This is a genomic window from Microbispora sitophila, from assembly GCF_014892245.1.
GTDB lineage: Bacteria > Actinomycetota > Actinomycetes > Streptosporangiales > Streptosporangiaceae > Microbispora > Microbispora siamensis.
In genome coordinates this window covers 110,056-124,364 of sequence record NZ_JADBGC010000013.1, presented here as the reverse complement: position 1 = coordinate 124,364, position 14,309 = coordinate 110,056, and the positions used below count along the sequence as shown (strand labels likewise).

The 14,309-nt window shown below is 70.7% G+C and carries 12 protein-coding genes; 9 read left to right on the top strand and 3 right to left on the bottom strand.

What is annotated here, in order from left to right; genetic code table 11:
- Positions 1-13: 13 nt before the first annotated feature.
- Positions 14-1,396 (top strand): DUF4407 domain-containing protein, encoded by a 1,383-nt coding sequence (locus tag IL992_RS24165; RefSeq protein ID WP_193205657.1) that lies wholly within the window; start codon positions 14-16, stop codon positions 1,394-1,396.
- On the top strand, positions 1,386-2,741 hold the full coding sequence (locus IL992_RS24160; protein WP_193205656.1) for a protein kinase domain-containing protein: 1,356 nt from the start codon (positions 1,386-1,388) through the stop codon (positions 2,739-2,741). The genes IL992_RS24165 and IL992_RS24160 overlap by 11 nt, the downstream gene beginning before the upstream one ends.
- A gap of 63 nt (positions 2,742-2,804) precedes the next feature.
- On the opposite strand, the gene IL992_RS24155 is transcribed toward IL992_RS24160, so the two are convergent.
- The 3 genes from IL992_RS24155 to IL992_RS24145 form a co-directional block, all read right to left on the bottom strand.
- Positions 2,805-6,140: a S8 family serine peptidase gene (locus tag IL992_RS24155; RefSeq protein ID WP_319018786.1), complete on the bottom strand. Its 3,336-nt coding sequence runs from the start codon at positions 6,138-6,140 to the stop codon at positions 2,805-2,807.
- A 233-nt stretch (positions 6,141-6,373) separates the two neighbouring features.
- The gene (locus tag IL992_RS48500; RefSeq protein ID WP_193205655.1) at positions 6,374-6,919 is read right to left on the bottom strand and encodes a TetR family transcriptional regulator C-terminal domain-containing protein; all 546 of its coding nucleotides are present in this window, start codon (positions 6,917-6,919) and stop codon (positions 6,374-6,376) included.
- Complete coding sequence (locus tag IL992_RS24145) at positions 6,916-7,530, bottom strand: cadmium resistance transporter (protein WP_193205654.1); 615 nt, start codon at positions 7,528-7,530, stop codon at positions 6,916-6,918. The genes IL992_RS48500 and IL992_RS24145 overlap by 4 nt, the downstream gene beginning before the upstream one ends.
- Positions 7,531-7,642: 112 nt before the next feature.
- Here IL992_RS24145 and IL992_RS24140 point away from each other — a divergent pair, with 112 nt between their 5' ends.
- The 7 genes from IL992_RS24140 to IL992_RS24110 all read left to right on the top strand — a co-directional run bounded on the left by IL992_RS24140 (position 7,643) and on the right by IL992_RS24110 (position 14,307).
- The gene (locus tag IL992_RS24140; protein WP_319018785.1) at positions 7,643-8,218 is read left to right on the top strand and encodes a DUF1707 SHOCT-like domain-containing protein; all 576 of its coding nucleotides are present in this window, start codon (positions 7,643-7,645) and stop codon (positions 8,216-8,218) included.
- A 34-nt stretch (positions 8,219-8,252) separates the two neighbouring features.
- Complete coding sequence (locus IL992_RS24135) at positions 8,253-8,618, top strand: ribosomal maturation YjgA family protein (protein ID WP_193205653.1); 366 nt, start codon at positions 8,253-8,255, stop codon at positions 8,616-8,618.
- Between the two features lie 74 nt (positions 8,619-8,692).
- Entirely contained in the window at positions 8,693-9,343 is a 651-nt protein-coding gene (gene pnuC / locus IL992_RS24130) for a nicotinamide riboside transporter PnuC (RefSeq protein WP_193205652.1), read from the top strand.
- On the top strand, positions 9,340-10,452 hold the full coding sequence (locus IL992_RS24125; RefSeq protein ID WP_193205651.1) for an AAA family ATPase: 1,113 nt from the start codon (positions 9,340-9,342) through the stop codon (positions 10,450-10,452). The genes pnuC and IL992_RS24125 overlap by 4 nt, the downstream gene beginning before the upstream one ends.
- 121 nt (positions 10,453-10,573) lie before the next feature.
- Complete coding sequence (gene bla, locus IL992_RS24120) at positions 10,574-11,470, top strand: class A beta-lactamase (protein WP_193205650.1); 897 nt, start codon at positions 10,574-10,576, stop codon at positions 11,468-11,470.
- 79 nt (positions 11,471-11,549) lie between these two features.
- Positions 11,550-13,697: a transglycosylase domain-containing protein gene (locus IL992_RS24115; protein WP_319018784.1), complete on the top strand. Its 2,148-nt coding sequence runs from the start codon at positions 11,550-11,552 to the stop codon at positions 13,695-13,697.
- Between the two features lie 82 nt (positions 13,698-13,779).
- Positions 13,780-14,307: a C40 family peptidase gene (locus IL992_RS24110; protein ID WP_193205649.1), complete on the top strand. Its 528-nt coding sequence runs from the start codon at positions 13,780-13,782 to the stop codon at positions 14,305-14,307.
- The last annotated feature ends 2 nt before the right edge of the window (positions 14,308-14,309 follow it).

Below are 14,309 nucleotides of genomic sequence, written 5' to 3'. Positions count from 1 at the left end.
GGCGAGGAGAAACATGAGGCGGTTTCTGATTGCCCTGTCCGGAGCGCGGCCGGAGGTGCTCGAACGGTGCCCCACCGAGTACGGGAAGTTCGAGGGCATCGGCGGCGCCGTGCTCACGACGGCCGTCCTCGCGGTCGTGTCGATGACGTTCGCGCTGAACAGCGCCCTGGGCGTCAACATCGTCCTGGCCGTCCTCGCCGCGCTGGTATGGGGCCTGATGATCCTGAGCCTCGACCGCTGGCTGGTCAGCACGATGAGGGCGGACGCCCCGCGCCGCTGGCCGCTGGCCGTTCCGCGCGTTCTCATGGCACTGCTGCTCGGGTTCGTCATCTCCACGCCATTAGTGCTCCAGATCTTCCGCTCCGAAATCGATGCCCAAATTGTCCAGATCAAGCAGCAGCGTGCGGACGCGTTCGCCGCGCGGCAACAGCAGGGCAACGTCGGCAAGGACGTCGGCCAGCTCCGCAAGGAGGTGGCCGACCTGGAAAAAGTCATCTCCTCCGGTGGTGACGTGCCCATCAACACCGAGCAGGACCCGAACGTCAAGGCGTTGACCGCCGAGCGCGCCAGGCAGCAGAAACTCGCCGACAAGCACTACGGCGAGTGGCAGTGCCAGCTGTACGGAGGACCGTCGTGTCCGAAGAAGGGCGACGGCCCTCTGGCCCAGGACAGCCGGCGTGCGTACGAGAAGGACAAGCGGCGGATCGACCTGATCAACCGGCAGATCGAGGACCGGAAGCGGGAGCTCAGCGCCAACAGCGAGGAGGCCAAGCAGGCCCGCCTCGCGAGCGCGCAGGACGCCCTGCCCAAGGCGAAGGCGCAGCTCGACGCCGGGATCAAGCGGCAGGCGGACCTCCAGGCGTCCTTCGACGCGGAGAACATGGCGACCAACGGCCTCCTCATCCGCATCCAGGCGCTCAACGAGGTGACCGGCAAGGACACCAGCCTCGGCGTCACCCGCCTGCTGCTGTTCCTGTTGTTCCTCCTCATCGAGTGCCTGCCGGTCACGATCAAGCTGATGCAGCGGCCGGCCAACTACGAGAAGGTCCTCGCGCTGGCGGAGAAGCACGAGTTCCGGGACGCGCGGGGCACCTTCTCGCAGGGCATGGCCGGCCCCGGCACCTCTGCCCCGCCCTCGGCCCGCTCCCAGGACGTCTGGCGCATCTGGTCCCGTACGGGCGAGACCGGCCCGCAACCGGTCGTCACCGTCCCCGAGGACGGCGCGGCCTACCGGGGACCCACCGGCACCCGCGCGGAGACCGTCGGCGAGACCGACGCGTACGACTCGCTGGAGGACGAGGAGCTGAGGCGGATGCCGGACGCCAGGACCACGCGGGTGCCCAGGACCGGCGCCGAGCGCCCCGGCGGAGTCGAACTGCTGCCCGATGACGACTGACGCTCCGATGGCGGGCCCGGGGCGGGTGATCAGGGACCGCTACGAGCTGAGGTCCCAGCTCGGCCGTGGCGGCATGGGCACGGTCTGGCTCGCGAAGGACAGGATGCTCGGACGGCTCGTCGCGCTCAAGGAAATCGCACTGACGCCGTACGGGGAGAGAATCGAGGTCCAGCGGGTGAGGGCCATGCGCGAGGCTCGCTCGCTGGCCCGGATCAGACATCCGGCGATAGCCGAGATCTACGACGTCTTCGAGGAGGGCGGCTCGCCGTGGATCGTCATGGCCTACGTCGAGGGTGGCTCCCTGGACGACCTGATCCGGCGGCGGACGCTGTCGGAGCGCGAGATCGCCGCCTTGGGACGCGACGTGCTGGCCGGGCTGACGGCCGCACACGCCGCGCATGTCCTGCATCGTGACGTCAAGCCGGCCAACATCGTGGTGGGCCGCGACGGGAAGGTGGTTCTCGTCGACTTCGGCATCGCCCAGATCGTCGGCGAGAGCGGGCTCACCTCGCACAGCATCCTGCTCGGCACCTCGGAGTTCATGGCGCCGGAGCGAATCGACGGACGTGCGGTGGGACCCGCCGCCGACCTGTGGTCGCTCGGCGTCACGTTCTTCTGCGCGCTGGAAGGCTATTCGCCCTTCCGGCGGGACAACGCCTATGCGACCGTGCACGCCGTCTGCAACGACGACCTTCCGCCGCCACGCCGCCGCGGGCCGCTGTACGACGTGATCGCCGGGCTGCTCAGGAAGGACCCCGCGCGCCGGATGGGGGCGGCCGAACTCGACCGCCGGTTGGCGGCGATCGCCGCCCCGCGGCCGCCCGAGCCGCCGGTCGAGAGGCCGCGATCGCGACCACCCCAGCCGCCACCGGTGCCGCACGCTTCCTCTTTACGCAGCTCTTCTTTACGCAGTGCCGCCGCGGCGCTCGCCGCGATGGCGCCCGGTGCCGCCGGGCAGGCGTTGGAGGCCATGGCCGGCGACCCGTCCCGGGCGGCCGGCGTGCTGGCCCTGCTGCCGTCCGGTCAGGCCGGGCGGGTGGTCGGTCACATGACCGCGGGTGGAGCGGCCGCGTTGCTGCGGCAGCTGCCCGCGAGCCGGGGCGCGAGCATCCTGGCGGACGTCCCCGATCGGATCGCCGCGGACATCCTCAATGCGCTCGGCGTCACCCCCGCCGCGGTCCGATTGGTCGAGGCGATGACGACCCGGCGGGCCCGGCAGGTGCTGGAGTACGTGCCGCCGCCGGTCACCGCGGCCCTGCTCCGGGCGACCACGGACGGCCGCGCCGATCGCCTTCTGGCCGGGCTCAGCCCCGCCGTACGCGCCCAGATCGCCATCGCCGACTGAGCCCGGAGGCGAAGGCCCGGCGGACACGCACGTCCGCCGGGCCTCTCCGAAAGCTCCGGAACCCTACTGCACGGTGATCTTGTCGACCTCGACCGTGATGCCCTTCACCTGGGGAGTGGAGGTGCCGGTCGTGACGGTGCCGGTGCCCGAGGACACGCCCTTGACCTTGAAGGAGTAGGTGAGCGTGCCGCCGGGGGCGCCCGGCGTGCTGGTGATCCGGTAGTCCTGCGTCGGCGGGCCGCTGATCTGGCTGCCGGCGGTGCCGTCCGCGTTCTCGGCGCCAACGGTCAGGCCGTAGGCCGCCCCCGGGTCACCGGGCAGGTTGCCCGGGTCGTAGGCGTACGAGATGTCCTCGGCGCCGTTGAGCCCGATCCACTGCTGGAAGACCTTCAGGCTGTTCGTGCCGTACAGGTAGACCCGCCACTCGACGACGAGCCACCTGTTCACCCCGTCGGTCAGGCTGGCGACGTAGACGCCGGGGGCGCCCTCGCCGTTCAGGTCGGTCCAGTACGACGCGAGCACGCCGTTCGGCGGCGCGGCGTCGGGGAGCGTCTGCGGGGCGAACTGGATGTCCGCCGAGCCGTTCGTGCCGCCCGCGACCGTGTAGCCGTCGGAGACGATGCCGATCCTGTTGTACGTACGGCCGGCGTAGGTGAACGCCGGGACGTTGAAGTTCAGCGCCTCCTCGTCGCCGATGGGGGTGGGGGCGATGCCGAAGGCCGAGAGCGGCAGGTAGCCCGCCGGGCTCTCACCGGGCGCGATGCTCGGCTTGTCCGGCTGCCTGCCCGCGAGCGTGCTCCTGGCCGTCACGATCTGGCTGCCGATCTTGGTCGCGCCGGTGACGTCGTTGAGCCGGAGCTTCGCGTCCAGCGTGCTGAGCGCGGTGACGTCGGTGTCCTCCAGGGTGTTGTTCTGGACCGTGACCGTGCAGGTGGACTCGCCCGTGTTCTTGGCGATGGTGCTCGGGGCGCAGGTCTGGTCGATCGGCACGGCGCCCTCCTGCCGGTAGAAGGCCACCGGGAGGTGCTGCTCCCGCTTGCCGCCGACCTGCTTGAGGTTCACCTGGCCGAAGTACTGCCCGTCGGGCAGGTCCGGCGCGGTGATCACCACGGTGATCTTCTGGCTCTTGCCCGGCTTCACCGTGAACAGCGGCGGCAGCACGGTGATGTTCGCCCCGCTGACGGTGGCGCCCGTCGCGGCGTAGGTGAGCGTCTTGCCGGTCGCGTTGACGAGCGTGCGCTTGGCGCTGAGCACGCCCGGCATGACGGGCGCGTTGACCGACGGCAGGTTGAGGTCGATCCGGTTCATCGGGTCGGCGGCCGAGGCGGCGTAGTTCGCCGCGGTCTCGTCGAGGGTCAGGCCCGGGTCGCCCGCCTTGGTCAGGTCGATGCGGCCACCGCCGTAGTCGAACGGGTCGGCCGGGGTGGTCCGGTCCTGCTTGGTGACCTTCGTCGTCGCGGTGGTCTCCAGGGCCGACTTGACCTGACCCGGCGTCCAGTCGGGGTGCAGCGCGAACACGAGCGCTCCCGCGCCCGCGACGTGCGGCGACGACATCGAGGTGCCGGCGATCACCTGGTAGAGGTTGCCCGGAGGGCCTTCCAGCGGCGACTCGGGGGTCGGGGTGTTGCCCGCCAGGATGTGCAGGCCGGGCGCGGTGACGTCCGGCTTGAGGAAGTCGCCGCCCGGTCCACGCGAGGAGAACGTCGTCATCGCGTCGCCCTGCCAGGTGGTCTTCTCACCCTGGGTGAAGCTCGCCGTGGCGCCCGGGTGCGCGCTCAGCCAGGCGAGCAGCACGTCGGTCTCCGGCTTGTCGATGTGGACCGTCGGCAGCCAGTGGTTGTCGGTCATGACGTCGAGCGGCGTGGAGTTGTAGAGGATCATCCCCGCGGCGCCGCCCTGCTTGACCGAGAATCCCTTGAGCACCCGGTTCGGGCCACGCTGGCAGGCGACGATCTTTCCGGTGAACAGCCCCGGAGGCGCCGGGTTGACGCACAGCGGGTCGCTGTACGGCGGGGCCGACGCGAGCACCACGGGCAGCGGCGACGCGATGCCCTGCGTGATCGACGCGCCCTTGATCGACGGCCCGCCGGTCAGCGTGATCGTCGACTGGTAGGTGCGGCTCTGCGTCGAGGCCGCCACCGTGGTCACCCACGGGCCGCGGTGGTCGGTCGTCCCGGCGCCCGGTCCCGAGTTGCCCGCCGAGGCCGACACGAACACGCCCGCCGCGTACGCGTCGAGGAACGCGAGCTCGACCGGGTCGCTGTAGGGGTCGGCGCCGCCGCCCACCGAGAAGTTGATCACCTTGACGCCGTCGGCGATGGCCTGCGCGACCGCGGCCGCCGAGTCGGACTGGTAGCAGCCCTCCGCGCCGCAGACCTTGTAGACCGCGACGTGGGCCGCGGGCGCGATGCCGTGGATCGCGCCGCGGTCGATGCCGAGCGGGTTGGCGTGGTCGACCGGCCCGCCCGCCGACGTGGTGGCGGTGTGCGTCCCGTGGCCGTTGGAGTCACGGGCGCTGTCCCCGTACACCTCTCCGCCCACCACCGCGTTGTACGTCTCAAGGAACGGCTGGCCGGAGATCAGCTTGTTGTTGCACTGGAAGGGGTCGGCCGCCGGCGTCAGCGGGTTGTCGCCGAAGTCGCACGTGCGCGGGGTGCCGTCCGCCTTCGGCGGGGGAGCCGGGAGAGTCCCCGGGTCGGCGAACGACGGGTGCTCCGGCCACGCGCCGGTGTCCAGGATGCCGACGATGACGCCCTTGCCCGACGACTTCGCGCCGCCGAGCTGGTTGTAGATCGTGGTCGCGCCGATGAACTCGGGGCTGGAGTCGGTGAGGGGCTGCTCCCGCTTGTCCTCCTGCACCGCCGCCACACCGGGCAGCCTCAGCAGGTCGGCGGCCTTGTCGGCGGGCAGCGTCAGGGCGACGCCGCCGTAGACCGTGCGGAGCTTCTGCCCCACCTTGGCGCCGGGGATCTTCTTGCCCAGCTCACTGAGGAAGGCGTTCTCGATGCCCTCGATGTGCTTCTGGTACTTCGCCGCGTCGCCGCTCTTCAGGTTGAGCGACTTACCGGTGACCGACGGGCTGGTGCCGGCGAGTCCCGGCAGGCCGCCCTTGTAGGCCGCGAGCGAGTCGTAGTCGAGCTTCACGACGACGCTCGTCCGCTCCGGCGACTTCGAGGCGAGCAGCGCCGCGTCGCTCTTGGCGAGCCGGCCGCTGGCCGACTTGGCGCCCTGCACGCGTTCGGCGCCCGTCACGGCCGTGGCGCTCCACGACCGCGACGGGGTGGGGGTGGGGGTGGGGTCCGCGGCGGCGGAGGCCGCCGGGATCATCGCTGTCACGAGGCCGAGGCCGGCGACGATCGCTGTGGTCCGTAAGTAGGCAGGTGGGGGCTTCTTCGACACGACACCTCCATGGAGACCTGTGAGGCCTCGCCGTCCAGGGCGTGGAGGAGCCGCGCCGCCCACGGGCATGGGAGGGCGCAGGCCCTCCCCGTTGGGCGACGAGCGAACGGCCACCCGAACGGGTGGCCGAAGCTGACTCGGAGTTTAACTAGCCATCGTTTTTCCGGCTAGATCGTTCCATGGAGTGATTTTTCGCTTGTGTGGGAGTAGGCGGGGTTCAGGGGCAGTGGGGTTCAGGCGCGCAGCGCGTCGAGGGCGATGTCGAGCTGCTCCGCGACGACGGACTGGTCGCCGATGGTCTTGGCGCGGAGGGTGGCGCCCTCGAACGTGTCGATCAGGAAGGCCGCGAGCGTCCTCGCCGGACGGGCCGAGGTGATCTCGCCGGCCTCCTGGCCCGCCCGCACCGTGCGGGCCACGTCCTCGGTCCAGTCCTCGAGGATCTCGCGGACCGCCGTACGCACCTGGTCTCCCGCGCTGCTGCTCTCGCCGGCGAAGGTGCCGAGGAGGCAGCCGAACTCGACGCCGGTGTCGCGGGTCCGGTCGATCATGGCGGCGAAGTGGCCCCGCAGCCGCTCCAGGGCGGGCCCGTCGCCGTTGAGCACGGCGAAGTTCGCGCCGCGGGCGTAGCTCCGTACGATCTCGACGGCGAGCGCCTGCTTGCTCTCGAAGCGGTTGTAGAACGACCCCTTGGGGACACCGGCGGCGGGCCGCCGCCCGGTGGCCGATGGTCTCGAGGGACTGCGCGGCGATGAGGGAGGCCGCGAGGCCCGGAAGTTCACAGGAGGGCGATCAGGCGGCCGACGACCCCGGATTCGAGCACGATCAGCACGCCGATCCCGGCGAAGACGAGGGGGACGAGCCAGTGCCCGAACCGCTCGGCGAACTCGACGACCTGCTTGTGTGAGCCCAGCCAGGACCCGGCCGCGCACCAGGCGGCCACGAGGACGGCGAACACGGCGACGGTGAGCAGGGTGGCCGCCGGCCCGATGGTGCGGAACAGCGGTGTGTAGACGGAGATGTTGTCCGCGCCGTTGGCGACGGTGACGCTCGCGACCGACAGGACGCCGGTGGCCACCGGCGTCGATGGGGCCTCGTCCCCGCCGGACGCCCGTAGCGCCGCGACCAGTCCGCGTACGCCGAGGGCAAGCGGGATCAGGCCGAGCAGGCCGGCCCACTGGTCCGGGACGACGGCGAGGCCGAGGGCGGCGACGCCCGACACGACGACGAGTGCCGCGATCCCGGCGTACTGGCCGGCGACGATCTGCCAGGGGCGCGGCCGGCCCTTCGCGCGGGCCGAAAGGAACAGCACGGTCAGGATGACGACGTCGTCGACGTTGGTGCCCGCGAAGACCGCGCAGGCGGTGCCGAGCGTGGCCGCGATGCCGTCCATGGCGGGTCAGCATAGGAGATCACGCGCCTGGGTGTTCCGGGCCGACGCCCGCTCCGATAACGGATGTGCATGTCTGGCGGGTGGCGAAAACCGATCACTAAACTGCTTGATCGTGAGCGACCAGGCGGAATTACGCGCCGGAGACCGGGACAGGGACCGTATCGCAGAGAAGCTGCGCGCCGCCGTCGGAGAGGGCCGCATCACCCTGGACGAGCTCACCGAACGGCTCGACCGCGTGTACGCCGCGCGCACGTACGGCGAGCTGGAGGCCCTGGTCGCGGACCTGCCCCAGACCCCGGCGGGGGAGAGACGGCCGGAGCCGGCGGACGAGCTGTTGCTGTTCACCCGCGGCATGCGTGCGGTCAGGAAGACCGGACGCTGGAGGGTGCCGCCGCGTATCACGCTCGACTGCACCTGGCGGACGGCCGTGGTGGACTTCCGGCATGCGGACTGCCCGCACCGCGAGATCGACATGACCGTCCGGTGCGACTCGATGTTCGGGGACGTCATCATCCGGGTTCCGGTCGGCTGGCGGGTCGTCGCCGACGAGGTGACCTCCGGCGGGTTGATCCGGCCCAACCGCGTCCACAACACCTCTCCCGTGCCGCCCGACCCGGACGGCGTCGTGCTGCGGTTGTCCGGGCACATCGGCGGCGACATCTGGGTGCGCTACCACCGGCCCACCTGACGATCACCCGGGGGATTCCCGATAGGGTGCCCGGATGCCGCAGCGCCGACTCGCCGCCCTGGCCGCCGCCGTGGTGGTCGTGGCCGCCGGTCTGGCGGTCCGGGCGCTGCTGCCGGGCGCGGTCGCCAAGTACGCGGGCGACCTCCTCTACACCCTTCTCGTGTACGCGCTGGTCGTCGTGGCCGCGCCGCGTGCCCGGCCGTTCGTGGTGGCTGCCGTGGCGCTCGGTGTGAGCTGGCTGGTCGAGTTCGCCCAGCTCACCGGGGTGCCGGCCGCGCTGTCGGCACACAGCACGCTGGCCCGGCTGGTGCTCGGCACGACGTTCAACGCCCCCGACCTGTTCTGGTACGCGGTGGGCGCCGCCGTCGGATACGCCATTCATTCGATCCGTACGAAATGACCGGCACGGGAGCCGCCTGTCTATCCTCGATCGCGATCCCTTGTTATCGTCACAGTGACGATTAAGGAGGTCGTGTGACGCTGACCGATCTGCTGGGGCCCCTCCTGGAGCCCGCCATCACCCTGGGCGGCGTGTCGACGAGCTGGGCCGAGGTGCTCGGGTTCGCGACCGGGGCGCTCACCGTCTGGCTGGTGGTCCGCCAGCACGTCTGGAACTGGCCGATCGGCGTCGCGAACGTCGTCCTGCTCGGCCTCGTCTTCTTGGCCGTGGGCCTGTACGCCGACGCGGCCCTGCAGATCGTCTACGTGCTCCTCGGCCTGTACGGCTGGTGGCAGTGGCTGTACGGCGGGGCCGGGCGGACCACGCTCACGGTCACCAGGACGGGCCGCGCGGAGTGGGGATGGCTCGTGCTCGCGGGTGCCGCGGCGACCGCGCTGCTCACCGCCGCACTGGCGACCTGGACCGACTCGGCCGTCCCGTTCTGGGACGCCCTGACGACCGCGCTGTCGCTCATGGCGACCTACGGCCAGTGCCGCAAGCGGGTGGAGTCGTGGTGGCTGTGGATCACGGTCGACCTGGTCTACATCCCCCTCTACGCGTACAAGGACCTCTACCTCACCAGCGTGCTCTACGTGTTGTTCCTCGCGCTGTGCGTGGCCGGACTGCTCGCCTGGCGGCGCGAGTCGGCCGCCCGGCCCGTTCCCGCTCCCGCGGTGACGCGATGAGCGCCCGATACACCCACGGGCTGGTGATCGGCAAGTTCTACCCGCCGCACGCCGGACACCACCACCTCGTCGACACCGCCGCCGAACAGTGCGCGCTGGTCACGGTGGTCGTCGCCGCCAGCAGCGTGGAGAGCATCCCGCTCGCCCTGCGTACGGCGTGGCTGCGCGAGGCGCACCCGCAGCCCCACGTGGTGGTGGCGCCGGTGGTGGACGACATCGAGATCGACTACGACGACCCGGAGATCTGGGCCGCGCACGTCGAGGTCTTCCGGCACGCGCTGGCGCTGGCACACGGTGGCCTCGCGCCGGACGTCGACGCCGTCTTTTCCTCCGAGGCGTACGGGCCCGAACTGGCCCGCAGGTTCGGCGGCGCGCACGTGGCGGTCGATCCGGACAGGATCCGCCATCCGGTCAGCGGGACGATGGTCCGCGACGATCCGGTGGCCGCGTGGCCCTGGCTCAGCCCCGCCGTGCGCGCCCACCTCGCCTGGCGGGTGGTCGTCGTCGGGGCCGAGTCCACCGGCACCACCACGCTCGCCCGCGCGCTGGCCGCCCACTACGCCGCACGCGGCGGAGTCTGGGCCGCGACCCGGTGGGTGCCCGAGTACGGCAGGACGTACTGCGAGGAGAAGCTCGCCCTGGCCCGCCGGACGGCCAAGGTGGCGGGGGCGCCGGAACCGTGGCTGGACGACCTGGAGTGGGAGCCGGAAGAGTTCACGCTGATCGCCCACCGGCAGCTCGGCTGGGAGGAGGCGGCGGCGCGGACCGGTTCGCCCGTGCTGTTCTGCGACACCGACGCGCTCGCCACCGCGCTGTGGCACGAGCGCTATCTCGGCACGGTGAGTCCCGAGGTCCTGCGCGTCCACGAACGGGCCCGGCACGACCTGTGGATCCACACGTCCGTGGACGGCGTGCCGTTCGAGCAGGACGGCTGGCGCGACGGCGAGCACGTGCGGCACGGCATGGACCGCCGGCTGCGCGCGGAACTGGCCGATCGCGGGCTCCCGCACGTCGTCGTCTCCGGGCCGCACGAGGAGCGGCTGACCGCCGCCGTACGAGCCGTCGACGATCTCGTCGCGGCCGGTCGCCGGTTCGCATCACCATTGTGAGCTGGCTTCATACGGCAACGGATATCGATCGGCTGTCCATATGAATATTGGACATGTTCCGAACACTTTGCTTTGCTCCTGCGTCTGACGGACCTGTGACAGACGAGAGCAAGGACACGCCATGACACGGACGCTGCCGCTGAAAGCCGCCACGATCACCGTCTCCCTCCTGGTCGGCGCCGTTCCCGCGGCGACCCCCGCCGCCGCCGCGCCCCGGACGGACGTGGCCGCCGCGCTGCGCGCGCTGGAGACGTCGTTCAAGGGCCGCATCGGGGCGTACGCGATCGACACGGCGACCGGGAGGACGATCGGCTACCGGGCGGATGAGCGGTTCGCGCTGGCTTCCACCTTCAAGGCGGTGGCCGCGGGCGCGGTGCTGGCCCGGACGACCGACCGCGAGCTGACGCGGAAGGTCGTCCACTGGACGGCCGACGAGGTGAAGGACAACTCGCCGGAGACCGGCAAGCACCTGAAGGACGGCATGACCCTCGCCGAGCTGTGCCGGGCGGCGATCATCTACAGCGACAACACCGCGGGGAACATGCTGCTGAAGCGGATCGGCGGGCCGCAGGGCCTCACCCGCTACTTCCGCACGCTCAAGGACCCGGTCTCCCGGCTGGATCGGTGGGAGACCGAGCTCAACGAGTGGTCGCCCAAGGAGAAGCGGGACACCACCACGCCCGCGTCCGTCGCCCGCGACCTGCGTGCGCTCACCGTCGGCGACGCGCTCAACGAGAAGGACCGCTCCCGGCTGATCGGCTGGCTGCACGACAACACGACCGGGGACGCCCGCATCCGCGCCGGGCTGCCCACGACGTGGATCGTCGGCGACAAGACCGGCACCGGCGGCACGTACGGCACCGCCAACGACATCGCCGTCGTCTGGCCGGCCAAGGACGCCGCCCCGATCGTCATGGCGATCTACACCAACCGTGCGGCGGCCGGCGGCGCCGCCGACAACACGGTCGTGGCCCAGACGGCGACCGTGCTCGCGCGCGGCCTCGGCCGGCTGCCATAACACCGCAATCTCGCGTTATGGGGCCGACCGCACTTTACGGCCCCATAACCTTGTCTATAGCCATTTGGGGGAGGATCGTGTGAACGCCACGGGGAAGGTGCTGCGTCTGGCCGCCATGGGAGCGGCGGCGGGCGTGCTGGTCGCGGGGATCGCGCTGCCGGCGGTGGGAGGCGCGGGCGTCGGGCTGGTGTCGGCCGTCGAGGACGTGGGCCTCGAGCCCCGGGACCTCGTCGAGCCCCCGCTGGCGCAGGTTTCCGTCGTGCAGGACGTGAAGGGCCACGAGATCGCGCGGTTCTACGAGCAGTACCGCGAGGTCGTCCCGCTCGACAAGATGGCCGACATCATGAAGACGGCCATCATCTCGATCGAGGACTACCGGTTCTACGAGCACGGCCCGATCGACATCGAAGGCACCGTCCGCGCCCTGGCGAAGAACCTGCAGTCGGGCGGGGTGGCCCAGGGCGGCTCCTCCATCACCCAGCAGTACGTCAAGCAGGTGCTGCTCAACGCCGCCCAGACCGAGGCGGAGAAGAACAAGGCCCTGGAGGCCAGCTACGCCCGCAAGCTCAACGAGCTGCGATACGCGATGGGCGTGGAGCAGAAGTACTCCAAGGACCAGATCCTGGAGAAGTACCTCAACATCGCCTACTTCGGCGCGGGCGCGTACGGCGTCGAGGCGGCGGCCAAGCGGTTCTTCGGGGTCAGCGCGAGCGAGCTGACGCTGCCGCAGGCGGCGACGCTGGCGGGAGCCGTGCAGGACCCCAACGCCACCGACCCCAACCTGGGCAAGACCAGCCGCGACCGGCTGCTGAAGCGGCGCAACGTCGTGCTGGACCGGATGGCCGAGCTGGGCAAGATCACCAAGGCCCAGGCTGCCGAGGCGAAGAAGGCCAAGCTCGGCTACAAGGGGACCCCGCTGCCCGGCGGCTGCGAGTCGAGCACGTATCCGTACTTCTGCGTCTACGTGCGCAACGAGATCCTCAGCAACCCCGACTTCGGCAAGACGGCCAAGCAGCGCCTGGCGTTCCTCAACCGCGGCGGCCTGACCATCAAGACCACGATCGACCCCACGATGCAGGCCGCCGCCGACAAGGCGATCAGGAAGTGGGTCTACCCGTCCGACAACCCCGTGGCCGCCGAGGCGCTGGTCCAGCCCGGCACCGGAGCGATCAAGGCGATGGCCGCGAGCCGTCCGTACGGGACGCGCAAGAGCAAGAACGAGATGTCCTACAACCTCGTGGCCGACGCCGCGCACGGCGGCGGCACCGGCTTCCAGGCCGGTTCGACCTTCAAGGCGTTCACCCTGCTCACCGCGTTGAAGCAGGGCATGAAGATCAACGATGGGTTCAGTGCGGGCGCCGGCTACACCGCGCCGGGCTACTCGACGTTCAAGAACTGCGCCGGCAAGCCCATCGGCGACCCGAGCCATACGGTCACCAACGACGAGGGGTCGCCCGGCTGGCTGACCCTGCAGACCGGCACCTGGCACTCGGTCAACACGTTCTTCATGATGCTGGAGCAGCGGGTCGGGCTCTGCGAGGTGATCAAGACGGCCAAGTCGCTGGGCATCCACCGCTCCGACGGTGCCCCGCTCCAGGAGTTCGAGACGTTCACGCTCGGCATCAACGAGATGGACCCGGTGACGGTCGCCAACGCCTACGCCGCCATCGGCGCGCGCGGCAAGTACTGCGCGCCGATGGCGATCACCCAGATCACCGACAGCGCCGGCAAGACCACCGACTACAAGCCGAAGTGCCGCCAGGCCCTCGACCCCGAGGTGGCGGACGCGGCGGCGCACGTGCTGTCCGGCGTTCTGACCAAGGGCACGATGGCCTCCGTCGGCGGCATCGGGCGTGACGCGGCGGGCAAGACCGGCACCAACGACAACTCCTCCTCCGCCTGGTTCGCCGGGTTCACCCCCGACCTGGCCGGCGCGGTCAGCGTCGGCGATCCGCGCGGCGCCCAGAAGTACAAGCTGAACGGTGTCACCATCGGGGGCCGTTACTACGGCTCGGTGTTCGGCGCCAGCATCCCCGGGCCGATCTGGAAGGACACCATGCTGAGGGCCCTGCGCGGGGTGCCGGCGACGGAGTTCACGCCCGTCGACACCGAGCGGTTCGGCGGCTGCGGCGACAGCTGCCGGGGCCTGGTGTCCGTGACGCCTCCGACGGGGGGCAACGGTCCGACGGGAGGCGGCGACTCTCCGGTGACGATCCTGCCCGAGTGATAAGGGGTTGTGCCGGCGCGTCGATCGGGTGAAGTAAAGCTTCCATGGCCAGAAAAGAGATGAGTGGCTATTGTCACGATCCATGGGGGTTAACCGTGCGCTGAGGCGGCGGCTGGTTCTGATCGGGGGAATCGTCGCGCTGGCCGCCGCGGGATCCGCGCCCCTCAACGAGGAGCTGTCCAGGGCCGTCGAGGTCGCGTACGCCGCCCAGGGCGCCCTCCCGTACTCGTGGGGCGGGGGGCACGCGGCGCGGCCCGGACCGTCGAAGGGGACCTGCCGGGGATACAGCGGCTCGATCAAACCCTGCCCGGCGAGCCGGACGCGCGGCTTCGACTGCTCGGGGTTCACCCGGTGGGTGTACGACCTGGCGTACGGCGGCGACGTGCTCGGCCCCGGCAACACCGACGCCCACATCGGCAGGCTGCGCCGCGTCGGCGTGCCGCAACCCGGCGACCTCGTCTTCTACGGCAGGCCCGGCAGAACCCACCACGTCGGGGTGTACGTCGGCGGAGGAAAGATGATCAACGCGTTCGCCACCGGGACGCGCATCCGCATGGACGACGTGTCCGTGCTGGATGACCTGCTCGGCTACTACCACTATCGAACCTGATC

Excerpts from the sequence above, each read along its gene's own strand:
- IL992_RS24165 (WP_193205657.1), top strand. The coding sequence starts at position 14 with ATGAGGCGGTTTCTGATTGCCCTGTCCGGAGCGCGGCCGGAGGTGCTC.
- IL992_RS24160 (WP_193205656.1), top strand. The coding sequence starts at position 1,386 with ATGACGACTGACGCTCCGATGGCGGGCCCGGGGCGGGTGATCAGGGAC.
- IL992_RS24145 (WP_193205654.1), bottom strand. The coding sequence starts at position 7,530 with ATGGACGGCATCGCGGCCACGCTCGGCACCGCCTGCGCGGTCTTCGCG.
- IL992_RS24135 (WP_193205653.1), top strand. The coding sequence starts at position 8,253 with ATGCCGCAGCGCCGACTCGCCGCCCTGGCCGCCGCCGTGGTGGTCGTG.
- IL992_RS24125 (WP_193205651.1), top strand. The coding sequence starts at position 9,340 with ATGAGCGCCCGATACACCCACGGGCTGGTGATCGGCAAGTTCTACCCG.
- bla (WP_193205650.1), top strand. The coding sequence starts at position 10,574 with ATGACACGGACGCTGCCGCTGAAAGCCGCCACGATCACCGTCTCCCTC.
- IL992_RS24110 (WP_193205649.1), top strand. The coding sequence starts at position 13,780 with ATGGGGGTTAACCGTGCGCTGAGGCGGCGGCTGGTTCTGATCGGGGGA.